This window comes from Micromonospora sp. CCTCC AA 2012012 (assembly GCF_040499845.1).
Lineage (GTDB): Bacteria > Actinomycetota > Actinomycetes > Mycobacteriales > Micromonosporaceae > Micromonospora > Micromonospora mangrovi.
Genome location: NZ_CP159342.1, coordinates 1,997,721 through 2,022,179 on the forward strand (window position 1 = coordinate 1,997,721; position 24,459 = coordinate 2,022,179).

General features: G+C 76.0%; 9 protein-coding genes. 3 read left to right on the plus strand and 6 right to left on the minus strand.

Features of this window, described 5'->3' with window-relative positions:
* Positions 1-98: 98 nt before the first annotated feature.
* From ABUL08_RS09095 to alr, 6 genes are all read right to left on the minus strand, one after another.
* A complete protein-coding gene (locus ABUL08_RS09095) occupies positions 99-1,310 on the minus strand; it encodes an FAD-dependent oxidoreductase (protein ID WP_350936414.1) in 1,212 nt (403 codons plus the stop codon).
* Positions 1,297-15,225: a non-ribosomal peptide synthetase gene (locus tag ABUL08_RS09100; RefSeq protein WP_350936417.1), complete on the minus strand. Its 13,929-nt coding sequence runs from the start codon at positions 15,223-15,225 to the stop codon at positions 1,297-1,299. The genes ABUL08_RS09095 and ABUL08_RS09100 overlap by 14 nt, the downstream gene beginning before the upstream one ends.
* Positions 15,226-15,273: 48 nt before the next feature.
* The gene (locus tag ABUL08_RS09105; RefSeq protein WP_350936419.1) at positions 15,274-18,501 is read right to left on the minus strand and encodes an amino acid adenylation domain-containing protein; all 3,228 of its coding nucleotides are present in this window, start codon (positions 18,499-18,501) and stop codon (positions 15,274-15,276) included.
* Positions 18,501-19,580 (minus strand): acyltransferase domain-containing protein, encoded by a 1,080-nt coding sequence (locus ABUL08_RS09110; RefSeq protein ID WP_350936421.1) that lies wholly within the window; start codon positions 19,578-19,580, stop codon positions 18,501-18,503. The genes ABUL08_RS09105 and ABUL08_RS09110 overlap by 1 nt, the downstream gene beginning before the upstream one ends.
* A gap of 184 nt (positions 19,581-19,764) precedes the next feature.
* A complete protein-coding gene (locus tag ABUL08_RS09115; protein ID WP_350936423.1) occupies positions 19,765-20,532 on the minus strand; it encodes a tryptophan 2,3-dioxygenase family protein in 768 nt (255 codons plus the stop codon).
* On the minus strand, positions 20,529-21,647 hold the full coding sequence (alr, locus tag ABUL08_RS09120; protein WP_350936426.1) for an alanine racemase: 1,119 nt from the start codon (positions 21,645-21,647) through the stop codon (positions 20,529-20,531). Before alr ends, ABUL08_RS09115 begins: the two co-directional genes overlap by 4 nt.
* 315 nt (positions 21,648-21,962) lie before the next feature.
* Between alr and ABUL08_RS09125 the strand changes: the two genes are divergently transcribed.
* The 3 genes from ABUL08_RS09125 to ABUL08_RS09135 all read left to right on the plus strand — a co-directional run bounded on the left by ABUL08_RS09125 (position 21,963) and on the right by ABUL08_RS09135 (position 24,453).
* Entirely contained in the window at positions 21,963-22,211 is a 249-nt protein-coding gene (locus tag ABUL08_RS09125) for an acyl carrier protein (protein WP_242800265.1), read from the plus strand.
* Positions 22,208-22,762 (plus strand): ferritin-like domain-containing protein, encoded by a 555-nt coding sequence (locus tag ABUL08_RS09130; RefSeq protein ID WP_350936428.1) that lies wholly within the window; start codon positions 22,208-22,210, stop codon positions 22,760-22,762. The genes ABUL08_RS09125 and ABUL08_RS09130 overlap by 4 nt, the downstream gene beginning before the upstream one ends.
* Positions 22,763-22,836: 74 nt before the next feature.
* A complete protein-coding gene (locus ABUL08_RS09135; RefSeq protein ID WP_350936430.1) occupies positions 22,837-24,453 on the plus strand; it encodes an AMP-binding protein in 1,617 nt (538 codons plus the stop codon).
* Positions 24,454-24,459 lie beyond the last annotated feature (6 nt).

The following is a 24,459-nucleotide window of genomic DNA, read 5'->3' on the forward strand; positions in this document are numbered from 1 at the left end:
CCGTCCCGACCGCCCCGCCCACCTCCGCCGGGGTACCCATCCGGGCACCTGCCGGGGCCGGAAGGGCCCCGCGCCGCGCGGGCGTCGGGACGGTCCGCTCAGGACCCGACGGGGGCGGGGTGGGTGAGTTCGGGCGGCTGCTGCATCCGCCGCCACATGCCCTTCTCGGCCACCGCCAGATAGGCGCGGGTCAGCTTCCCCATCGCCCAGCGGGCCACCGCGCCGCGCGGCTCGGCGGCGGTGGCCACCTGCACGGACTGCTGGCGTACCCACTTCACCCGGTCGAGGCGGCGGCGCTCGTAGTCGCGCAGCGCGGCGGCGACCCCGGTCGGGGTCGCGAGGTCACCGGCGGCGAGGGCGTCGGCGAGCACCACCGCGTCCTCGACGGCCTGGCAGGCGCCCTGACCGAGGTCGTTGGGCATCGCGTGGGCGGCGTCGCCGAGCAGGGTGACCCGGCCGTCGCCCCACGTCTCGTGCCACTCGTGGTACCAGATGTCGGTGCGGATGAGCGCGTCCGGGTCGGTCCGGGCCACCCGGTCGCGCAGCACCGCCGGCAGCACCCGGGCCAGGCGTACGGCGTGCGCGTGCTCCCGGCCGGGCTGCTCCCGCTCACCGGCCGGGGCCTTCCAGGACAGTGTCCACGCCGCCCGGTCCCCGCCGATCGGATAGACCCCGCCGCCGACCCGGGTGGCCTCGTCGTGGAAGAGCAGCGGCACCTCGGGCACGAGACCGTCGGTGCCGGCGCACACCCCCCGGTAGGTGGTGCGGCCGAGGTAGGTCCCCGGCACGTCGCCGCGCAGCTGACGCAGCACGGTGGAGCGCACGCCGTCCGCGCCGATCAGGGCCGACCCGGTGACCGTGCCGTCGTTGAGGCGCACCTCGACGCCGTCGCCGGTCTGCCGGTAGCCGGTGACCCGGCGGCCGTGGTGCACCGGCACGCCCCGCTGCGCGCAGGCGGACAGCAGGATCGCCGCCAGGTCCATCCGGCCGATGGACAGCGACGGCAGCGCATCGGGCCAGATGTACGGGTGGGTGCGCATGGTGAACCGGATCCGGCCCCGTGAGTCGAAGTTGCGGATCTCCACCACCCGTTCGGCGGCGGCCAGCAGCCGGTCACCGAGACCGAGCCGGCCCAGCGGGGTGGCGGCGTTGCTCCACAGGGTCAGGCCGCTGCCGGGGGCGTCGCGGATCTCGTCGGCGGTGCGGCGCTCGTACACCTCGACGGGGAGGCCGTGGCGGGCCAGGGCGAGGGCCGCGGTGAGGCCGCCCACCCCCGCCCCGGCGACGACGATCGGGTCATGCGGAACCATCGGTGCTCCCTCCGTCGGTGTGCTGCGGGCCGTCGCCGGGGGGCGGCGGCAGGACGCCGTCGGCGACCAGCGTGTCGAGGTAGTGGCCCAGCAGGGCGGTGTCCACCCGCGGTGGCGGCAGCTGCGCGCCGATCAGCTCCCGGGTGTTCCGGTCGTCGAAGGTCGGTTCGCCGGGGCCGGTGACCCGCCCCTCGGCCAGCGGGGCGTACATCGCCAGGACCGGGCCGAGCTGGTCGTCGCCGGCCCGGGCGGCGGCGGTGACGGCGTCGTACCACTGCGCCAGCGGGACCCGGCGCACCGGCCAGCCCCGCTCGGCGAGCGCGTCGGCGAGACGCACCAGCGGCACCTTGGCGTCCAGGGCGAAGTGGAAGGTCCGGCCCAGGGCGTCCCGGCGCCGGGCCAGGCCGGTGACGACGGCGGCGATGTGGTCCACCGGCACCAGATCGGTGGCGAGCCCGGTGTCCGGCACCAGTCCGGTCGCCACGCAGGCCCGGATCACCTGGCAGACCAGGTCGTCGCCGCGCCACGTGCCGGTACGGGTGTCCCCGGCGATGCGGCCGGGCCGGTACACGGCGACCGGGACGCCCCGGGCCCGCGCCAGTGTCACCACCTGCTCGGCGACCCACTTGCTGTGGTTGTAGCCGGTGTCGGTGGCCGGCGGCGGGTCATCGGGCAGGGTGTCCTCGCGCAGCACCACGCCGGACGCGTCGACCGGACCGGCGCCGGCGGTGCGGGCCAGCCCGCCGAAGACCGACATGGTGGAGACGTAGTGCACCGGGACCGGGCGGTCCAGGGTGGCCAGCCGGAGGATCTCCACCGTGCCGGCGACGTTCCCGGCGCGCAGCGCCGCGTACGGGCGCAGGAAGTGCACCACCGCGCCGCAGTGGTAGATCTCGTCGACCTCCCGGGCCAGCGCGGCGAAGCGTTCCGGGGTGAGGCCGAGCCGGGGCGCGGCGAGGTCACCGGGGATCGCCCGGAACCGGTCGGCCCACTCGTCGCGCCAGCACCGGTACCGGCGCAGCTGCGCGGTCAGCCGGTGCTGGGCGTCCGCCTCGTCCCGCCCCCGCACCAGGCAGAGCACCGTCGCGCCGGCCTCGGCGAGCTGCCGCGCGAGATACGCTCCGAGGAACCCGGTGGCGCCGGTGAGCAGCACCGTGCCGGGCCGGTCGGTCCAGCGGACCTCACCGACGGGCCGGACGTCCTCGGGGAGCACCACGTCGGCGCGCAGCGCGGCGGCGTGCTCGGCCTCGGCGGCGGCCACGTCGATGCTGCCCTGCTCGTCCAGCAGGTCGGCGAGGGACCCGATCCGGGAGCGTTCGAAGAGCACCCGCACCGGCAGGTCCACCCCCCACAGCCGGCGGATGGTGGCGTGCAGGCGGGCGGCGAGCAGGGAGTGCCCGCCGAGGGCGAAGAAGTCGTCGTCCAGCCCGACCCGGTCCACCCCGAGCGCCTCGGCGACCAGCCGGGTCAGCCGGTGCTCGGTGGGAGTGGTCGGCGGGACGTACCCGCTGTCGTCGGTCGAGCCGGCGGGGTCGGGCAGCGCCCTGCGGTCGACCTTGCCGTTCGGGTTCAGCGGCAGGGCGGGCAGCGCGACCACGGCGGCCGGCACCATGTACTGCGGCAGCCGGGCGGCGACCGCGTCCCGGGCGGCCCGGGTCACCTCGTCGTCGGCACCCGCGTCGGCGGGGACGACGTAGCCGACGAGACGCTTGTCGCCGGGGCGGTCCTCGCGGACCACGGCCACCGCGTCGGCGACCCCGGGCGCGGCGCGCAGGGCGGCGGCGATCTCCCCCAGCTCGATCCGGAAGCCGCGCAGCTTGACCTGGTCGTCGGTGCGGCCGAGGAACTCCAGGTTGCCGTCGGGCAGATAGCGGACCAGGTCGCCGGTGCGGTAGAGCCGCTCGCCGGTGACCGGGTGCCGCACGAACGCCGCCTCGGTCAGCTCGGGCCGGTGCAGGTAGCCACGGGCCAGCCCGGGACCGCCGAGGTACAGCTCCCCCGGTGCCCCGATCGGGCGGGGACGCAGCCGCTCGTCGAGCACCCGGACCACGGTGTTGGCGACCGGCCGACCGATCGGAGGGTGCCCACCGCCGACGATCTCGTCGGTGACGGTGGCGTAGACGGTGGCCTCGGTGGGGCCGTACCCGATCAGGAAGCGTTTCTTGCCGCCCCACCGCTCGGCGACCTCGGCCGGGCAGTCCTCGCCGCCGGAGCCGAGCACCTCCAGGGTCGGTACGTGTTCCGGCGCGAGGTGGGCCAGCAGGGACGGCGGCATGAAGGTGAAGGTGACCCGCTGCCGGTTGATCAAGCCGACGATCTCCACGCCGCCGGCCAGGTCCGCCGGGGTGGGCACCACCAGCGGCACGCCGCCGAGCAGCGAGAGCACCATCTCGAAGACGGAGACGTCGAAGCTGAACGGGGCGAACTGGAGCACCCGGCTGCCGGGGTGCAGGCCGGCGAGGTCGCGGGTGAGCCAGAGGTTCGTCACCGACCGGTGGGTGACCGCGACACCCTTCGGGGTGCCGGTGGAGCCGGAGGTGTAGATGACGTACGCCAGGTCGTCGGGGCCGCTGCGCGCCGGCAGGTCGTCGCCCGGCAGGTCGGCCAGGTCCGCGGCGTCGATCGGGACGACCGTGGCGTCGGTGCCCGTCACCCGGTCGGCGAGCGCCGTCGGGGTGAGCAGCAGCCGGGCCCCCGAGTCGGCGAGCATGAAGGCCACCCGGTCGGCGGGCAGGCCCGGGTCGATCGGCAGGTACGCGCCGCCGGCCTTGAGCACGGCGAGGACCGCGACGACCATCTCCACGGATCGTTCGGCGAGCACCCCGACCAGGTGGTCGGCGCCGACCCCGGCGGCGACGAGCCGGTGGGCCAGCCGGTTGGCCCGGGTGTTCAGCTCGGCGTAGCTGACGGTGTCGTCGCCGAAGAGCACGGCGGGGCGGTCCGGGCCCTCGGCGACCTGGCGGGCGAACAGCTCCGGCCAGGTGGTGTCGGGCAGCTCCCGGGCGGGGCCGTGCGCCCACTCCTCCAGTCGGGCGGCCTCCCGCGCGGGCAGCTCCGGCAGCGCGGCGACCGGGCGGTCCGGGTCGTCGGCGAACTCGGTGAGCAGCATGGCCAGGTGGTCCAGCATCCGGTCCACGGTGGCCGGGGTGAACAGGTCGGCGTCGTACTCGGCCAGCAGTCGCCAGCGGCCGTCGTCGGCGGGGACCACCGTGACGGTGAGGTCGGTCTTGGCGGTGCCCGGGTCGAACGGCAGCGGCTCGGCGCGGATCCCGGCGAACTCCCGGTCCCCGGCGTCGACCCGTTCGACCAGGGCGAACCCGGCCTGGGCGACGGGGGTGCGGGACAGGTCCCGGGTCAGTCCCAGCCGCTCGACCAGCACGTCGAACGGCACGTCGGCGCGGGCGTACGCGCCGAGGCAGGTCTCGCGGACCCGGCCGATCAGTTCCCCGATCGCGGGGTCGCCGGTCAGGTCGGCGCGGAGCACGAGCGTGTTGGCGAGGAACCCGACGAGCCCGTCGAGTTCCGGCCGGTCCCGCCCGGCCACCGGGACGGCGATCCCGAAGTCGGTCTGGCCGGCGTAGCGGGCGAGCATGAGCTGGTAGCCGGCGAGCGCCACCATGAACGGCGTGGCGTCGTGCCGCCGCCCCACCTCGGTCAGCCGCTGCACCACACCGGCCGGCAGCTCGGCCGCCCGCTGCCCGCCCCGGTGGCCGCGGACGGCCGGGCGGGTCCGGTCGGTGGGCAGTTCCAGCACGGGCAGCCCGGCCAGCCGTCCGGTCCACCAGTCCAGGTCCTCGTCGTGGTCGCCCCGGTCCAGCCGGTCGTGCTGCCAGGCCGCCACGTCGGCGTAGCGCAGCGGCAGCGGCGGCAGCTCCGGTGCGGCGCCCGCGACCCGGGCCCGGTACGCGGTGACCAGGTCCCGGACGACGACCTGGGTGGACGCCTGGTCGCCGACGGCGTGGTGCACGGCGAGCAGCAGGTGGTGTTCGTCGTCGCCGACCCGGGCCAGGGTGATCCGCACCAGCGGCGCCGCGGCGAGGTCGAAGCCGGCGGTGAGCCGGTCCCGGGTCAGTGCGGCCAGGGCCGCCGGGTCGGGGACGTCGACCCGCTCCACCGGCACGGTCAGGTCGGGGTGGATCCGTTGCACGGGTTCGCCGTCGACCACCTCGAAGCTGGTGCGCAGCGCCTCGTGCCGGGCCACTACGTCGGCGAACGCCGTCTCGAGGGCCGCCGGGTCCAGCGGCCCGGTCAGCCGGACCGCGCTGCCGATGACGTACGCGGCGGCGCTGGCCGGGTCGAGCTGGTGCAGCAGCCAGAGCCGGCGCTGCGCCGGGGCGGCCGGCAGCGGCCCGGTGCGGGGCGCGGCCGGGATCGGTGCCCCGGCGGGGGTGTCGTGCCGGCCGCGCAGCCGGTCGGCGAGACCGGCGACGGTGGGGTGGTCGAAGAGGTCCCGGACGCCGGTGTCGACGCCGAGCGCGGCCCGGGTGCGGCTCATCGCCCGGGTGGCCAGCAGGGAGTGGCCGCCGAGGTCGAAGAAGTTGTCGTGCACCCCGACGGTGTCGACGTCGAGGACCTGCCGCCAGATGTCGGCCAGGGCGCTCTCCAGCTCGTCGCGGGGGGCGACCTGGCCGGTGTCGTCGGCACCGCGCCGGGGGCTCGGCAGGGCCCGCACGTCGAGCTTGCCGTTGGCGGTGCGGGGCAGCGCGTCGAGCAGGGTGAGGGTGGCCGGTACGAGGTATTCCGGCAGCAGCCGCCGGGCGTGGGCGCGCAGGTCGGCGGGGGTGGGTGCGGTGCCGGGGCGGGGCACCAGGTAGCCGGCGAGTTCGGTGTCGTCGGCCCGGCCGGGTCGGGCCACCACCACGGCGTCGGCCACGTCGGGGTGTTCCCGCAGCACCGCCTCGACCTCGCCCGGTTCGACCCGGAAGCCGCGGATCTTCACCTGGGCGTCGGTGCGGCCGAGGAAGTCGAGGGTGCCGTCGGGCAGCCACCGGGCCAGGTCGCCGGTGCGGTAGAGCCGTCCCTCGGCGTACGGGCCGGTGACGAAGCGGTCGGCGGTCAGCCCGGGTCGGCCGGCGTAGCCGAGGGAGACCCCGGGGCCGCCGACGGCCACCTCGCCGGGGGCGCCCAGCGGCACCGGTCGCCGGTCGGCGTCGAGCAGCACGATCCGCAGGTCGGGCAGGGGTCGGCCGATCCGGTTGCGGCCGGGCTCGGCGAGTTCGGCGGCCCGGACCCGGTGGAACGTGGCGTGCACGGTGGTCTCCGTGGTGCCGTACATGTTGACCAGTTCGGGTCGGTCGTCGCCGTACCGGTCGAGCCAGCCGGCCAGGGCGCGTACGTCGAGCGCTTCCCCCGCGAAGATCACGTAGCGCAGCGCGTCGAGGCGCTCGGGTGCGCCCGCGTCGGCGGCGGCGAGCTGCCGGAACGCCGTCGGGGTCTGGCTGAGCACGGTGACCCGGTGCCGGGCCAGCAGCGCCCGCAGCTCGGCCGGTTCCCGGCCGGCGAGGTAGGGCACGACGACCACCCGGGCGCCGGTGAGCCAGGCGCCCCACAGCTCGAAGACCGACACGTCGAAGGCGACCGAGTGGAACAGGCTCCACACGTCGTCGGGGCCGAACCGGAAGCGGGTGGCCGCGCCGGTGACGAGGCGGACCACGTTGCGGTGGGTCACCATCACGCCCTTGGGGCGGCCGGTGGAGCCGGAGGTGTAGATCAGGTAGGCCACGTCGTCCGGATCGGCGGCCGGGTCGGGCGGCGGCTCGCCCGGGTCGCCGACCGGGGGCAGGACCGGGCCGGTGAAGCCGGGCAGCGGCCGGTGGGCCACCAGCGCCCCGACCGCCGCGTCGGCGAGCACGTAGGCCATCCGGTCGGTCGGCCAGCCGGGGTCCAGCGGCACGTAGGCCGCGCCGGCCGCGAGCACGCCGAGCACCGCGACCGGCAGGTCGAGGGTGCGGTCGAGGTGGATGCCCACCCGGTCGCCCCGGGTCACCCCGGCGGCGCGCAGCCGGGCGGCCAGGCCGTCGGCCCGGGCCAGCAGGTCGGCGTACGTCAGCCGCTCGTCGCCGCACTCCACGGCCACCGCGTCGGGGGTACGTCCCGCCTGGTCCCGGAACCGGGCGACGAGCCCGGGCCGGTCCGGTTGCGGGGTCTGCCGGACCCACTCGTCCAGCAGCAGCCGCTCCTCGTCGGCGGTGAGCGGCGCCAGGTCGCGGACCGGGCGGTCCGGGTCACCGGCCAGCTCCGCCAGGAGCAGCCGGAACTGGGCGGCCATCCGGTCCACGGTGGTCGGGTCGAACAGTTCGGTGTCGTACTCGACGCGCAGCCGCAGGTCACCGCTGTCCGGGTCGGGGACGAGCATGAGCGACAGGTCGAACTGGGTGGTGCCGACGCGCAGGTCGACCGGGGTGACGTCGACCGGGCCCATGGACCGGGCCGCGGCCGGGGTGTTCTGCACCGCGAAGAGCACGGTGAACAGCGGGGTCTGGGCGCGGTCGCGGACCGGGCGCAGCTCGTCGACGAGCCGGTCGAACGGCACGTCGGCGTGGGCGTACGCGTCGAGGCAGGTGGCGCGGACCCGGTCCAGCAGCTCCCCGACGGTCGGGTCGCCGGTCAGGTCGGCGCGCAGCACCAGGTTGTTGACGAAGAACCCGACCAGCGGTTCCAGTTCGGTGCGCGGCCGGCCGGCGACCGGCGAGCCGACGGCGAAGTCGCGCTGGCCGCTGTAGCGGGCCAGCATGAGCTGGCAGGCGGCGAGCCCGACCATGAAGACGGTGGCCGACCGGCGGCGACCGGCCTCGGTGACCCGGGCGACCAGCTCGGCGGGGACGGTGTCCCACCGCAGGTCGCCGCGCCAGGCGCGGACCGCCGGGCGGGGCCGGTCGGTGGGCAGTTCCAGGGCGGGCAGGTCGGCCAGCCGGTCCCGCCAGTGGGCGAGCTGCGCCGCCGCCTGCGGGCCGGCGCTCCACTGGAGCTGCCAGGCGGCGTAGTCGCCGTACTGCACGGGCAGGGCGGGCAGCGCGCCCCCGTCGGCGGTGTACGCGGCGACCAGGTCCCGGGCGAGGGCCTGCACCGACCAGCGGTCGCAGACGGCGTGGTGCACGGCTAGGTGCAGGACGTGCCGGTCGGCGGCGAGGCGGATCAGGGTGGCCCGCAGCAGCGGCGCGGTCCGCAGGTCGAACGGCGTGCCGGAGAGCGCGGTCAGGGTGTCGTCGAGTTCCGCCGGGTCGGTCGGCTCCACCCGGGCCAGCGGTACGTCCACGGTGGGGGCGACCACCTGCACCGGCTCGCCGTCGACCTCGTGGAACGAGGTGCGCAGCGTCTCGTGCCGGGCCACCACGGCGTTCAGTGCGGCGTGCAGCGCGTCCGGGTCCAGCGGCCCGTCCAGCCGGACGGCACTGTCCACGGTGTACGCGCCCGCCCCGTCCGGCGCGAGCTGGGCGAGGAACCAGAGTCGACGCTGCCCGGAGGAGGCCGGCAGCACGTACCGGCCGGCCAGCTCACCGCCGACCTGCGGCATCCGGAACTGCGCCACGATCGGCGGCAGCGTGGATGTCGGGTCGGCACCGGTGGCCCGGTCGGCGGGGCGGGCGTCGGCAGGCGGCGGCAAGGCGGCGGCGAGACCGGCGACGGTGGGTGCGGCGAAGACGGCCCGTACGGGCAGGTCGACGTCGAGGGCGTCGCGGATCCGGGCGACCACCCGGGTGGCGAGCAGGGAGTGCCCGCCCAGGGCGAAGAAGTCGTCGTCCCGGCCCACCCGGTCCAGCCCGAGCACGGCGGCGAAGATCCCGGCGAGCAGCTCCTCGCTCTCCCCGCGTGGGGCGTCGTACGCGCCGAGGTCCGGGCGCAGGCCGTCGGGGGCGGGCAGTTTCGCCCGGTCGACCTTGTTGCGGTTGGCGGTCAGCGGCAGCGCGTCGAGCAGCGTCAACGCCGACGGGACCATGTAGTCGGGCAGCCGTTCCCGGCAGGCGGCGTGCAGCGCGGCGACGAGCGCCGCCCGGTCGGTGTCGTCGGGCTGGTGCAGGTCGGCGTAGCCGACGAGCCGCTGGTCGCCGGGGGTGTCCTCGCGGACCACCACCACCGCGTCGCGGACCTGGTCGTGGGCGCGCAGCACCGACTCGATCTCGCCCAGCTCGATCCGGTGACCGCGCAGCTTCACCTGGAAGTCGATCCGGCCGAGGAACTCCAACCGGCCGTCGGCACGCCAGCGCACCAGGTCGCCGGTGCGGTACACCCGGGAGCCGGGCACCTCGGGGTGGGCCACGAAGCGCTGCGCGGTCAGCTCGTCGCGCCGCCAGTAGCCGGCCGCGACACCGGCGCCGCCGATCCACAGCTCCCCCGGCACCCCGACCGGCACCCGCCGGCCCGCGTCGTCGACCACCAGCAGCTCGGTGTTCGCCACCGGCCCGCCCAGCGGCAGCGGGTCCTCGTCGCCGGTCACCCGGTGCACGGTCGACCAGACCGTGGTCTCGGTCGGTCCGTACAGGTGCCAGACGCGGGCACCGGCGTCGTGCAGCCAGTGCGCCAGGTCGGCGGGGACCTTCTCCGCGCCGGCCAGGGCGGTGAACCCGGCCGGGGGCCGCCAGCCGGCCTGCTGGAGCAGCCGCCACGTGGTGGGGGTGCCCTGGAGGTAGCTGACCGCGCTGCGGCGCAGCCGGTCGGCGAGCCGCTCGCCGTCCACCACGGTCGCGTGCGGGATCATCTCGATCCGCGCGCCCACCAGCAGCGGCAGGTACATGTCCAGCACCGGCATGTCGCAGGAGATCGTGTTGGCCGCGCCGACCACGTCCCCGGCGGTCATGCCGGGCACCTCGGCCATGCTGAGCAGGAAGTTCACCACCGGCCGGTGCGGCAGCGCCACGCCCTTGGGGCGGCCGGTCGAGCCGGAGGTGTAGATCAGGTACGCCAGGTCGTCCGGCTCCGGTCCGTCCGGCACCGGGTCGGTGGGGCGGGCGTCGAGCGCCGGCCGGTCGGCGTCCAGCCGCACCACGGCCACCGTCGCCGGCAGGTCGGGCAGCAGGTCGACCAGGCCGGCCTGGGTGAGCACCACGGACGCGCCGGAGTCGGCGAGGATGAACGCCACCCGTTCGGCGGGGAAGTCGACGTCCACCGGCACGTACGCGGCCCCGGCGCGGAGCGCGCCGAGGAGGGCGACCAGCACGTCGCAGCCGCGTTCGGCGAAGAGCGCCACCCGGTCGCCCCGGCTCACCCCGAGTGCCCGCAGGTGGTGGGCGAGCTGGTGGGCGCGGGCGTCCAGCTCGGCGTAGGTGAGCGAGGTGGCCTCGTCGGCGACCGCAACCCGGTCGGCGAACTCGGCGAACCGGGCGGTGACGTACCGGTCGAGGCTGGTCGGCGGCACGGGCGGCCGGACGCCGGTGCCCCGGGCGGTGAGCCGGGCCCGTTCCCGGGCCGGCAGGGCGGGCAGGTCGGCCAGCCGGCGGTCCGGGCCGGCGGCGAGGGCGTCGAGGACCAGCCGGTAGTGGTCGAGCAGCCGGTCCACGGTGGCCGCGTCGAAGAGGTCGGTGTTGTACTCGGCGACCACCCGCTGGGCGGTGGTGTCCGGCCCGGCGGGGAAGACGGTGAGGGTGAGGTCGTACTTGGCGGCGGTCTCCGGGGCGCGCAGCGCGGTGGCGGTGACGGTGCCCAGGCGCAGCGACGGCGCGGGCAGCGGGGCGGCGATGAACATCACCTGGAACAGCGGGGAGTGCGCCAGGTCGCGCTCGGGGCGCAGCCGCTGCACCAGCCGCTCGAACGGCACGTCGGCGTGGGCGTAGGCGTCCAGGCAGGTGTCCCGGACCCGGTCGAGCAGCTCGCCGACGGTGGGGTCGCCGGTGAGGTCGGTGCGCAGCACCAGGTTGTTGGTGAAGTAGCCGACCAGCGGCTCCAGCTCGGGGCGGTACCGACCGGAGATCGGCGAGCCGACCGGCACGTCGAGGGTGCGCGCGTAGCGGGACAGGGTGAGCGCGTAGCCGGTCAGCAGCGCCATGAACAGGGTGCCGCCCCGCCCGGCGGCCAGCGCGGTGAGGCCGGTGACCAGCTCGGCGGGCAGCTCGGCGGTGCGGGTGGCGCCCCGGTAGGTCTGCACCGCCGGGCGGGGCCGGTCGGTGGGCAGGTCCAGCACCGGCAGGTCGGCGAGCTGCCGGTGCCAGTGGTCGAGCTGCCGTCGCTCGGCCGGGCCGCCGGCCCAGCGCTGCTGGGCGGCGGCGTAGTCGCCGTACTGGACCGGCAGGTCGGGCAGCTCCGGCCGCTTCCCGGCGGCCAGCGCGGTGTACGCGGCCGACAGCTCACCGGTCAGCGCCTCCACGGCGAGCCGGTCGCCGACGGCGTGGTGCAGGGTGACCAGCAGGGCCGCGTCGTCGTCGCCGAGGGTGGCCAGCACGATCCGCAGCAGGGGCGGGACGGCCAGGTCGAACGGCCGGCGGGCGGCGTCGTGGAGCAGGTCGGCCAGGGCGGCGTCCCGGTCGGCGGCCCCGGTCAGGTCCACCTCGGACAGCGGGCTGGGCACCTCGGGGTGGATCACCTGCACGGGTTCGCCGTCCACCGCGGCGAACCCGGTGCGCAGCGTCTCGTGCCGGCCGACCACCAGGTCGACGGCGGCACGCAGCGCGTCGCGGTCGAGCCGGCCGTGCAGCCGCAGGCCGCCGTACAGGTGGTAGGCGGCGGCGGTCTCCGGCTCGAACTGGGCGAGGAACCAGACGCGGCGCTGCTGGAACGAGGCGGGCAGCCGGACCCGCCCGGCGGCGTCCGGGCGCCGGTCGGCGGGGCTCAGCTCCGGGGCGGCGGGCGGGGCGCCGAGGCCGAGGACGGCGGCGAGCCGGGCGACGGTGGGCTGGGCGAAGACCGCCCGGACGGGCACCTCGACGCCCAGCTCGGCGGCGATCCGGCCGACCAGGGTGGTGGCGAGCAGGGAGTGCCCGCCCAGGGCGAAGAAGTCGTCGTCGCGGCCGACCCAGTCCAGCCGCAGCAGGTCGGCGAAGATGCCGGCGAGGCGTTCCTCCGCGTCACCGCGCGGCGGGTCGTCCGCGCCGGTCCGGCGGCTCGGGTCGGGGGCGGGCAGGGCCCGCCGGTCGACCTTGCCGTTCGGGGTGAGCGGCAGGGCGGGCAGCGCCACGAACGCCGCCGGCACCAGGTGACCGGGGAGCCGGTCGGCGCAGGCGGCCCGCAGCGCGTCGGGGTCGGCGCCGCCGACGTGGTACGCCACCAGCCGCTGGTCGCCGGGGGTGTCCTCGCGGACCACCACCACTGCGTCGTCGACGTCGTCCCGGGCCCGCAGCACCGACTCGATCTCGCCCGGCTCGATCCGGTGGCCGCGCACCTTCACCTGGAGGTCTATCCGACCGAGGAACTCCAGGCGGCCGTCGTCGCGCCAGCGCACCAGGTCCCCGGTGCGGTAGACCCGCGCGTCCGGCTGCTCCGGATGCCCCACGAAGCGCTGGGCGGTCAGCTCGTCGCGCCGCCAGTAGCCGGCGGCCACCCCGGCGCCGCCGATCCACAGCTCCCCCGGCACCCCGACCGGCACCCGCCGGCCCGCGTCGTCGACCACCAGCAGCTCGGTGTTCGCCACCGGAGCGCCCAACGGCACCGGGTCCTCGTCGCCGGTCACCGGGTGCGCGGTCGACCAGACGGTGGTCTCCGTCGGCCCGTACAGGTTCCACACCGCTGCGCCGGTGGCGGCCAGGGCGCGGGCCAGGTCGGCGGGGAACGCCTCCCCGCCGCACCAGATCGCGAAGCCGGGGTCGGGACGCCACCCGGCGGCCAGCAGCAGCCGCCAGGTCGTCGGGGTGGCCTGGAGCACGGTCGCGCCGACGTCGGCCAGGTGGGCGGCGAGCCGGGGCCCGTCGGCGGCGACCGGTCGGGGCACCACGTCCACCCGGCCGCCCACGGTCAGCGGGCCGAACAGCTCCAGGGCGGCGATGTCGAAGGAGAGGGTGGTGACGGCGGCCAGCACGGTGTCCGGGCCGAGACCGGGCCGTTCGGCGAGGGTGGCCAGCAGGTTGCCCAGGGCGCGGTGCGGCACCGCGACGCCCTTCGGCACGCCGGTCGACCCGGAGGTGTGCAGGACGTACGCCAGGTCGTCCGGGCCGGGGACGGCCGGCCAGCCGGCGGCCTCGGGCAGGTCACCGTCGACCCGCAGCACCGGCAGGTCCCCGGGGAGGGCGTCGGCGGTGGTGGCGTCGGCGAGCACCAGCGCGGCCTCGCCGTCGGCGAGCACGAAGCGCACCCGGTCGGCCGGCAGCGCCACGTCCACCGGCAGGTACGCCGCCCCGCAGCCGAGCACCCCGAGCAGCGCGGCGGGCAGGTCGACGTCGCGGTCCACGGCGACGGCGACGAGCTGCCCGGGGCGTACCCCGGCGGTGTGCAGGGCGGCGGCGATCCGCTGGGCCCGGGTGACCAGGTTCGCGTACCCCAGTCGACCGGAACGCCCGGTGACCGCGACCCGGTCGGGGTGGGTGGCGGCGCGCGCGGCGACCAGGGCCGGCAGGGTGTCGGCGGGCAGCTCCCGCGTGGGTCCGCTCCCCCACTGCACCAGCCGCGCCCGGTCGGCGTCGGTGAGCAGCGGCAGCTCGGACAGCGCCCGGTCGGGGTCGGCGACCGCCGCGTCCAGCACCAGCCGCAGGTGGTCCAGGAGCCGGCGGGCGGTGGCCGGGTCGAACAGGGCGGTGTTGTGCTCCACGGTGACGGTGAGCCCGCCGTCGGCGTGCGGTACGCAGGTGACGAAGAGGTCGAACTTCGCGGTGCCCGGGTCGACCCGGAACAGTTCGGCGGTGATCCCGGTGGCGGTGAGCGCGGGCAGCGGCACGTTGCCGAAGACGAACATCACCTGGAACAGCGGGCTGCGGGCCAGGTCCCGGTCCGGGCGCAGCCGCTCCACCACCCGCTCGAACGGCACGTCGGCGTGCGCGTACGCGTCGAGGCAGGTGGCCCGGACCCGGTCGAGCAGGTCGACGAAGCCGGGGTCGCCGTCGGCGTCGACGCGCAGCACCAGGTTGTTGACGAAGAACCCGACGAGGTGCTCCAGCTCCGGGGCGCGGCGGCCGGCGACCGGGGTGCCGATGGCCAGGTCGGCCTGGCGGGTGTGCCGGGCCAGCACGGCGGCGAAGCCGGTCAGCACGGTCATGAAGAGGGTGGCCCGGTGCGCCCGGCCGAGCCGGTCCAGCCCGGCGACCAGCTCGGCGGGGAGCACGGTGTCGACGGTGGCGCCGTCGAAGGCCTGGGTTGCCGGTCGGGGCCGGTCGGTGGGCAGCTCCAGCGGCGGCAACCCGGCCAGCCGCTGCTCCCAGAACCGGAGCTGACCGGCCTCCTCGTCGCCGCCGACCCACTCCCGCTGCCAGGCGGCGAAGTCGCCGTACTGCACGGGCAGCTCGGGCAGCGCCGGTTCCGTGCCGGCCACCGCGGCGTCGTAGCAGGCCAGCAGCTCGCGGACGAAGACCGCGCCGGACCACTGGTCGTAGACGGCGTGGTGGAAGGCGACCACGAGCACGTGGTCGCCTTCGCCGAGGCGGTAGAGCACCACCCGGAACAGCGGTGGCCGGGTCAGGTCGAACGGGCGGCGCAGCAGGTCCCGCAGCTCGTCGGCGAGGACGGCGTGCACCGTCGGGGTGTCCGCGCCGGCCGGCACCCGACCGACGGCGTCGATCTGCTCCACCGGCACGGTCAGGTCGGTGGCGACGGCCTGCACCGGTTCGCCGTCGACCAGCACCAGGCCGGTGCGCAGGGTCTCGTGCCGGGCCACCATGGCCGCGACCGCGTCGGTCAGGGCGGCGACGTCCAGCTCACCGGTGATCCGCAGCGCGCCGTGCTCGGTGTACGACGCGGCACTGCCCGGTTCGAGCAGGTCCAGGAACCAGAGCCGACGCTGCCCGTAGGACGTGGGCAGCAGGTACGCCTCCCGGGTGGAGACCGGGTTGTCATCGACACTCACGCGGACGCTCCTCGCTGTGGTGACACGGACGGTGCGGGGTCGGCGGGGTCAGACCCGCTGGGCCCGGCGCGGCTGGCGGGCGATCACCGGTGCGGCGACGACCGGGCGGCGGGTCAGCTCGTCGATCGCGGTGGCCAGCCGTTCCAGCACCGGGTGGTCGAAGATCGCCCGGACCGGCACCTCGACGCCGAGCGCGCCGCGCAGCTTGAACGCCACCCGGGTGGCGAGCAGCGAGTGCCCGCCGAGGGCGAAGAAGTCGTCGTGCACCCCGGCCTTCTCCACCCCGAGCATCTCCCGCCACGCGGCGGCGACCGCCTCCTCGGTGGGGGTGCGCGGCGCGACGTACTCCCGCTCCAGGTCGGGGCGGGCGCCGTCGAAGTCGGGCAGCGCGGCGCGGTCGGTCTTGCCGTTCGGGGTGAGCGGGAACCGGTCCAGGGTGACCAGGTGGGCGGGGACCATGTATTCGGGCAGCACCGCGCGCAGGGCGGCGGTCACCTCGGCGTCGACCACTGTCACCCCCTCGCCCGCCGGGACGAGGTACGCGACCAGGCGGGTGTCCCCGGCGATCGTGCGGGGCAGCACCACGGCGTCGGCGATCTCCGGCCGGTCGCGCAGCGCGGCCTCGATCTCGCCGGGCTCGACCCGGAAGCCACGGATCTTGACCTGGTGGTCGGCGCGGCCGAGGAACTCCAGCTCCCCGTCGTCGGTCCACCGGGCCAGGTCCCCCGAGCGGTACATCCGCTCCTCGCCCTCGCCCGCGTAGAGGTCGGGCCGGAACCGCGCGGCGGTCAGCTCGGGCAGGTTCCGGTAGCCGAGGGTGACGCCGGGGCCGGCCACCCAGATCTCCCCGCGCACCCCGGGCGGCACCGGCATCCCGCGCTCGTCGAGCAGATAGATGCGCAGGTCCGGCAGGGGGCGTCCGACGTTGCTGCGGACCGGGCCGGTCAGGTCGGCGCGGGTGATCCGCCGGTAGGTGGAGTGCACCGTGGTCTCGGTGATGCCGTACATGTTGACCAGGCGCGGCTGCTCGTCGCCGTACCGGTCGACCCAGGGCGCCAGCGCCGGGGTGTCCAGGTACTCGCCGGCGAAGATGACGTACCGCAGCGGCAGCCGGGGCGCGTCGTCGGCCAGGGCCGGGACCATGAACTGGCGGAACGCCGACGGGGTCTGGCTGAACACGGTGACCCGCTCGGCGTCGAGGAGGTGCAGCAGGGACTCCGGGTCGCGGATGGTCTCGTGCGGCACGACCACCAGCCGGGCGCCGGTGCCGAGCGCACCCCACATCTCGAACACCGACACGTCGAAGGCGTACGAGTGGACCATGCTCCACGCGTCGTCGGCGGTGAACTCCATCCGGGTGCCCGCCCCGGCGACCAGCCGGGCCACGTTGGCGTGGCTGACCAGCACCCCCTTCGGGTGACCGGTGGAGCCGGAGGTGTAGATCAGATAGGCGACGTCGTCGGGGCCGGGGCCGTCGGCCGGTGGCGTGGCCGGTCGGGCGGCGATCGCGGCGGCGTCGGTGTCGAGGTTCACCACGGTGCCGGCGAACTGCGGTGCGGAGTCGGCCGCCGCGTCGTGCGTGACCAGGGCGGTCACGTCGGCGTCGGCGAGGATCCAGCGCATCCGCTCCGCCGGGTGTCCCAGGTCCAGCGGCACGTACGCGGCCCCGGCGGTGAGCACGCCGAGCACCCCGATCACGGTGTCCAGGGAGCGGTGCAGGCAGAGCCCGACGCGGTCGCCGGGGCGTACCCCGGACTCGCGCAGGTGGTGGGCGAGCCGGTTGGCCCGGGTGGCCAGTTCGGCGTAGCTGAGCCGGGCGCCCTCGCAGGTCACCGCGGTGGCGGTCGGGGTCGCCGCGACGAACCGGGCGAACAGCTCGGGCAGGGCGGCGACCGGTTGCGGTTCGGTGCGGTTCCAGTCCAGCAGGATCTGTCGCCACTGGTCGGCGGGCATGATGTCCACGTCGCCCAGCCGCAGCTCCGGGTAGCGGGTCAGGTTGGTCAGGGTGGTGGAGAACTCGTCGACCAGGCGGCGGACGGCGGCCTCGGTGAAGCGGGTCTGGTCGTAGACCATCCGGGGCACCGGCATCGCCTCGCCCGGCATGACGATCATGGTGATCGGGAAGTGCGGGCGACCGTCGTAGGTGGACTCCAGCAGCTCCACCTCGTGCAGCGCCATGTCCGGCACCGGCACATTCTCGAAGGCCAGGTCGACCTCGAACAGCGGCCGGTTGCCCGGCAGGTCGGCCAGGGCGCGCAGGTCGGTCAGGGAGATGTCGGCGTGCTCCCGGGCCTGGGCCATGTCGTTCTGCAGCTCGCGCAGCCACCCGATCAGGTCGGCGTCGTCACGGACCCGGCCACGGACCGGCATGGTGGCCAGCATCGGCCCCATGATGCGTTCGCTGCCGGTGAGCGTCGGCGGGCGCTGGGTGCCGGTGGAGCCGACGAGGACGTCCGCCCGGCCCAGGTGGCGACTCAGCACGATCATCCAGGCGCCCTGCATGAGGGTGTTCAGCGTCAGCCCGTGTTCCCGGCCGAACGCGGTCAGCGGCGGGATCAGCTCCAGCAGTTCCGGGGTGGGCAGCACGGCGTGGGTTGGCTCGCCCGCCGGCAGCGGCCCGACCGGGGCGGGGCCCAGCTCCAGCGCGTCCGGGGCGGAGTAGCCGGCCAGGTGCTCCCGCCAGAACGCCTCGGTGGTGGTCCGGTCCTGCCGGGCCCACCAGGACAGGTACGACCGGTACGGCCGGGCCGGCGGCAGGTCCGCCGCCCCGCCGGTGGCGAACGCGTTGTACAGGGCGGTCAGCTCGGCGAAGGCCAGCCCGAACGACCAGCCGTCCATCAGCAGGTGGGAGAAGCTCCAGAAGAACTCCCACTCGTCGTCGGCGAAGCGGATCAGTCTGGCCCGCATCAGCGGCGCGTCGGCGTAGTCGAAACCGGTCATCCGGTCGTCGTGGGCGAAGTGGGCGTACCGCTCGGCCTGCCCGGCCGGGTCGGCGTCGCGCCAGTCCAGCACCTCGATCGGGAACTCCACGTCCCGGTGCACCACCTGGAGGGCCTTGTCGACGCCCTCCCAGTGGAAGCTGGTCCGCAGCACCGCGTGCCGGTCCACGATGGCCTGCCACGCCGCCCGGTAGGCGGCCACGTCCAGCGCCCCGCGCATCCGCATGGTGACCTGTTCCAGATAGATGCCGCTGCCGGGCGAGTACAGGTTGTGGAAGAGCAGCCCCTCCTGGATGGGGGACAGCTCGTAGACGTCCTCGATGCCCTCGTGCTCCATCAGCGTCTCCTCCCGGGCCGGGGCACGCCGGCTTCCGTCTGGTCGGGCAGGTGGGGTGAGTCCCGTCGGGCGGCACCGGCGAGCAGCGCCCGTACCGCGCGGACGGGATCGGGGTGGGGCGTCGGCCGGCCGTCGGCGTCGGCGGGCAGGATGGCCCGCGCCGGCAGGTCGGGGGTGATCTGGCGGAGCAGTCCGGTGAGCGTGCCGCCGGGTCCGACCTCCACCAGCCGGTCCCCCGGGCCGAGCTGAGCGGCGGCGTCGGCGAAGCGCACCGGGTGCAGCGGCTGGCGCAGCCAGTGCTCCCGGTCGACGGCCTCGTCGGCGCTGACGGGGCGACCGCTGACGCTGCTCAGCCAGCGGATCCGTGGGGCGTGGGGGGTGACTCCGACCAGCGCCGCCGCCACCGGTCCGAGCCGGGACGGCACGTCGTCGGGGTGTCCGGCGACCGGTGCCGCCGGCCGGTGGCAGGTGACGTAGAGCTGGGCGAGGTCGCGTTCCCAGCGCCGCAGCTCGGCCTCCGGCCCGGCGACGACGCAGGACTCCGGGGTGTCCACGGCGACCAGCCGCACGCCGGGGGGCAGCTGCCGGGTCACGTCCTCGGGGGGCAGCCCGACGCTCATCGTGGCGGTCGGCGGCAGGTCGGCGGCGAGCCGGCCGTAGGCGACGGCCAGCCGCAGCGCGTCCGCCGGGTCGAGGACCCCGGCCGCGCAGGCGGCGGTGACCTCGCCGCTGCCGTACCCGACGACCGTGTCGGGGGTCAGCCCGGCGTCGGCGAGCAGCCGGGTCAGGGCGTGCGCCAGGACGAAGAGCGCCGGGTCGGCGGCGTCGGCCGGTACCGCGCCGCCGGGCGGCCCGAACAGCACCGCGTGCACCCGGCCGGCCAGCGGAGGGTCCAGCGTGGCGAGCGCCCGGTCCACCTCGGCCCGGACCACCGGTGCGGCGTACGGGGCGCGTGCCATGCCGGTGACGGCGGCGGCCCGCCCAGGGAAGAGGAACACCAGGCGGGTACGCCTCTGCCGCGCCGGGCCGGCGATGAGCGCCCCGCCCGGCGCGGTGATGGTCGGCGGCGTCTCGGTCATCGGGTCCCCTCTCCGCCGTACGCGTCGCCGGTCGGGCCGGCGGACGGCGTCGGTCGCCGCGGCGCCGCCCGTCGATCACGTTGCCGCCCGGGTCCCGGGCGGGCCGCCCTCGGACGGAGACTCCGCCCGGGCACGGTCCGGCGGGGTCGGGCGGCAGTGCCCGAACGGCTACCCGCCCGACCGGTCACAGCTGCGTCCGCCACTGCCACAGCTCCGGGAAGAAGCGCTCGTCCCGCCGGGACCGCAGGTACGCCACCCCGGCGGAGCCGCCGGTGCCGGGCTTGTGCCCGATCAGCCGCTCGACCGCCAGCGCGTGCCGGGCCCGCCACATCGCCCACGCCTCGTCGTGGTCGAGCAGCGCCTCGGCGACCGCGAGCAGCGCGCTGTCCGGCCGTCCGCTGTGCAGCAGCCGGACCGGATCGGTCACCCCGTGGCGGTGCAGCAGGCTCCGGAAGGTCTCGGCGAGGCTCGGTTCCCGCAGCCGCCGGTCGAGCCGCGCGGCGGCGGCGCTGCCCGGCGGCGCGACCACCGCGTGGCCCCGGCCGCGCAGGCCAGAGAGGTACTCGATCTCCCGGTAGCGCACCGACTGGAAGCCGCTCGCGGTGCCCAGGTGCGGGCGGAGGCCGGCGAACCCGGCTGGGCTGATCGTGGTCAGGGTGTCGAGCTGGGTGACCAGCAGCCGGTCCACCGCCACCACCCGCCGCAGCCGGTGCAGGGCCTCGGGCAGGGCGTCGGCGTGCAGCGCGGTCCGGGCCGCCACCAGCTCGTGCACGATCAGCTCGAACCACACCTCGAACGCCTGGTGGACCAGGACGAAGAACCGTCCGTCCGGGTGGTCCGGCACCTGTTCGGTGGCCGCCAGCAACGCGTCGAGGTGCAGGAAGGTCGAGTAGTCGGCGGGTGCCGGCGCGACCACCGCCGACTCCGCACGCGGGTCCTGGTGGATGGTCATGGCAGGCCGCCTCCTCGGTAGACCCGGCGCACCCGGGGGCCGACCCGGGTGAGCAGTTCGTTGGGAATGGTGTCGGCGGCCGCCGCCCACTCGGCCAGGGTCGGCTCGCCCGAGGTGCCCGGCCCGAACAGGACCACGGAGTCGCCGGCGGTCACCGGGGCGTCGGGGACGTCCAGCACGAACTGGTCCATGCAGACCCGGCCGCTGATCCGCCGTCGCCGCCCGGCCAGCAGCACCTCGGCGCGGTTGCCGGCGGCGCGCGGCACCCCGTCGGCGTACCCGGCGGCGACCAGCGCCAGGGTGGTCGGGCCGGGGGTGACGTACTCGTGGCCGTAGGAGACCGGCGTCCCGCCGGGGACCTGGCGGGCCAGCACCACGGGCGCGCGCAGGGTCATCGCCGGCACGAGCGGCACCGGCGGCGGCACCGGCAACGGGTTGATGCCGTAGATCGCGATGCCGGGCCGGATCAGGTCGTACGCGGCCGCCGGCACGGCCAACGCGCCGGCCGAGTTCGCCAGGTGCCGCAGCCGGGGGACCACGCCGTGCGCCGCGGCCACCTCCAGCGCCTCGTCGAAGAGGGCCACCTGCCGGTCGGTGGACGGGTGACCCGGTCGGTCGGCGTTGGCCAGGTGACTCCACACGCCCACCACGTCCAGCTCCTCCCCGGCCGTCTTCCCGGCGGCGAGGACCAGGTCGGGCCAGCGGTCCCGGGTGGCGCCGGCGCGGGCGCAGCCGGTGTCGACCTTGAGGTGCACCCGGGCGGGCCGGCCGACCCGGCGGGCCGCGGCGATCAGGTCGTCGAGGGTGCCGGGGTCGGAGACGGAGAGGTCGACGTCGGCCCGAACGGCCGGGTCCAGCTCCTCACCGGGGCGGGGCAGCCAGCAGAGCACCGGGGCGGTGATGCCCGCGGCCCGCAACGCCATCGCCTCCGGCAGGTACGCCACCCCGAGCCAGGTGGCACCGGCGTCGAGGGCGGCCCGGGCGACGGGGACCAGGCCGTGGCCGTACCCGTCGGCCTTGACCACCGCCATCACCTCGACCCGGCGCAGTCGGCGCAGGACGGAGACGTTGTGCGCGACGGCCCCCAGATCGATCTCCGCTTCGCACCCGACCATGCGGCGAGTCTGTCGACCCGCCCGGGACGGCGCAGTGCCTGATCGGGCCGTCCGAGGTGAGGGCCCGCGTGGCCGGCGGCGCAGGGCGGCACGGGGTTCGCCGGTGGCCGGCGCACCGGGGGTGCCGGCACGATCCGGCACCCCGACCGGGCCCGGTCGGGTACTCCGACCGCGACGGTCGACCGGTGGCGGCGAAGTGGGTCCCTCTTCCGGGGGTCCGGGTTCCCGACGGCGGGCCTAGCGTCCGGGATGCGGCCCACCGTCCGAGGTGGGCCGGACGACGGATCCGCTCGTGGCAACCGGTGGGAGCGTGGGATGGACGAACAACAGGCGATGGAGCTGGTCACCCGGCTGGTGGCCCGGGGCCGCGGGGTGGACCCCCGGGCGCTGGAACCCGGCACCAATCTGGTGGACGACCTGGGATTCGACTCCCTGGACGCCTCCGAACTGCTCGCCGCACTGCACAGCGAGACCGGCACCCAGCTGCCGCTGTCCGACCTGTCCGAGCTGCGCACGATCGGCGACATCGGTCGCGCGCTGAGCACCGAGGAGGTTGCCCGGTGATCGGCGTCAGCGGCCGGCACATCGACCCCGAGGACCCGGTCTGGATCCTCAACCAGTACCGGGCGGCGGAGGTGCACGGCGCCGGGGCCATCATGCGGATGGCCCGGTTGGCCGACACCGCCCAGCTGCGCAGCGACCTCTCCCGCCACCTGCGGGACGAGGCGGTGCACGCATGGCTGTGGACCCGGGCCATCGAGGACTTCGGCGGTGAGGTGGCGGAGGTGGCGCAGCCGTACCAGGCGCGGCTGTCGGCGCACTTCGGCATCCCGAAGACGCTCACCGACATGCTGGCGCTGACCCTGGTCTCGGAGAAGCGGGGCCTGGCCGAGTACGAGCTGCACGTCGACCAGACGGACCTGCCGCACGCGGTACGCCGCCCGTTGCGGGCGATCATCCGCGACGAGGCGTGGCACGTGTCGTACATCGAGGAGGCGCTGCGGGAGCGGGCCCGCCGGGACCGGCAGGTCAACGACATCATCGAGCGCGCCGAGCGGGCGGACGTGCTGGCCGTGGCCGAACTGGAGACCGAGGTGGCGGCCACCGACCGGTGAGCCGCCGCCCGGGTGCCGGCGCGACCACCACGGCGGCCGGTCCCACCCCAGCCCCGACGACGATTGGCGAGCCCGTGACCCAGCTCGATCTTCCCCCCTCCGCCGCCGTCACCTGGCCGGACAGCTACGCCACCGCGCCGGGCCTGTCACTCGAGGAGATCGTCCGCCCGTACGGGTCGTCGACGACGATCACCTTCGTGGCCGGCGACGGCACCCGCGACACGGCCCGTTACGACGTGCTGGCCCGGCGGATCGCCTTCGGCGCGCACCGGTTGCGGGCGGCCGGCCTGCGCCCCGGTGACCCGGTGGCGGTCACCCTGGCCAACGACCTGCCGACGGTGACCGCCGCGTTGGCCGTCTGGGCCGCCGGCGGCACCCTGGTCTCGCTCCCCCCGCCGCCGCGCCGGGGCCGGGAGGAGCACGCGGCCCGGTTCGGCGCGGTGCTCGACGCGATGGACTGCCGGCTGCACCTCACCGACACGGCCGACGCGGTGCCGTCGACCGGCCGGATGCGGGCGGTGCCGATCGCCGCCCTGCAGGGCGAGGACCGCGTCGCCGACCCGGAACCGACCGTGCCGCGCACCGCCCTGGTGCAGTTCACCTCGGGCAGCCTCGGCTCCCCGAAGGGCGTGGCGGTACGCGGCGACGTCTTCGCCGGGCACCTCAAGATGATCAGCCGCTGCTTCGACCTGGACCCGGCGCGGGACACGGTGGCGACCTGGCTGCCGCTCTACCACGACCTCGGTTTCGTGTGCTTCTTCGGCTCGGCGCTCTACGCCCGGACCACCCAGACGCACGCCGACCCGACGTCGTTCGTGCTGGACCCGTCCCGCTGGTTGACGATGCTGGCGCGGGAGCGCGCCACGGTCAGCGGCGCACCCAACTTCGGTTTCCGGCTGGCCGCCCGGGTCCCGTACCCGGACGGGCTGGACCTGTCGGGGATGCGCGCCTGCCTCAACGCCGCCGAGCGGGTGATCTGGCCGGACCTGCTCGACTTCCACCGGGTGGCCGGGCCGCTCGGTTTCCCGTGGGAGGCGATCATGCCGGCGTACGGGTTGGCCGAGGGCACCGTGGGGGTGTCCTGCACCCCGCTGGGCCGGGGGCCGGTGCACGGGCCGGACGGGCACGTCTCCCTCGGCCCGCCGCTGCCCGGTAACCGGTACACGGTCGCGCCCGGTGAGCGGCCGGGAAGTCTGCTGCTCGACTCCGACTGGCTCTTCGAGGGCTACTGGACCGCCGACGGTTTCCAGGAGCGTGCGCCGGGCCCGTTCGACACCGACGACGCCGCCTTCGTCCACGACGGGGAGTTGTACGTCATCGGCCGGCGGGCGGACGTCGCCTCCGTCTCCGGGCACAACGTCTTCGCCGAGGACGTCGAGGCGGTGGCCCTGGGCACCGCCGGGCCGGCCCTGCTGGGCTGCGCGGCCTTCAAGCACCGCGGCGAGGCCGGTGAGCGGTTCGGGCTGGTGCTGGAGGTGTCGCCGCGCGCCCGCGAGGTGGCGCCCGAGCTGGCCCGGGCGGCACGGCGGTCGGTGACCGAGGCGCTCGGCACCCGACCGGCGCCGGTCCTGGTGGTGCAGCAGGGGGCGATCCCCCGCACCACCTCCGGCAAGCCCCGCCGGTCGGTGCTGCGCGACGCGGTCCTCGGCGCGGAACTGCCGCCGCGTCGCGTCCTCACCACGTTGGCCTGAAGCGGC

Coding starts and splice junctions, on each gene's coding strand:
- ABUL08_RS09125 (WP_242800265.1), top strand. CDS start 21,963: ATGGACGAACAACAGGCGATGGAGCTGGTCACCCGGCTGGTGGCCCGG.
- ABUL08_RS09095 (WP_350936414.1), bottom strand. CDS start 1,310: ATGGTTCCGCATGACCCGATCGTCGTCGCCGGGGCGGGGGTGGGCGGC.
- ABUL08_RS09105 (WP_350936419.1), bottom strand. CDS start 18,501: ATGGAGCACGAGGGCATCGAGGACGTCTACGAGCTGTCCCCCATCCAG.
- ABUL08_RS09110 (WP_350936421.1), bottom strand. CDS start 19,580: ATGACCGAGACGCCGCCGACCATCACCGCGCCGGGCGGGGCGCTCATC.
- alr (WP_350936426.1), bottom strand. CDS start 21,647: ATGGTCGGGTGCGAAGCGGAGATCGATCTGGGGGCCGTCGCGCACAAC.
- ABUL08_RS09115 (WP_350936423.1), bottom strand. CDS start 20,532: ATGACCATCCACCAGGACCCGCGTGCGGAGTCGGCGGTGGTCGCGCCG.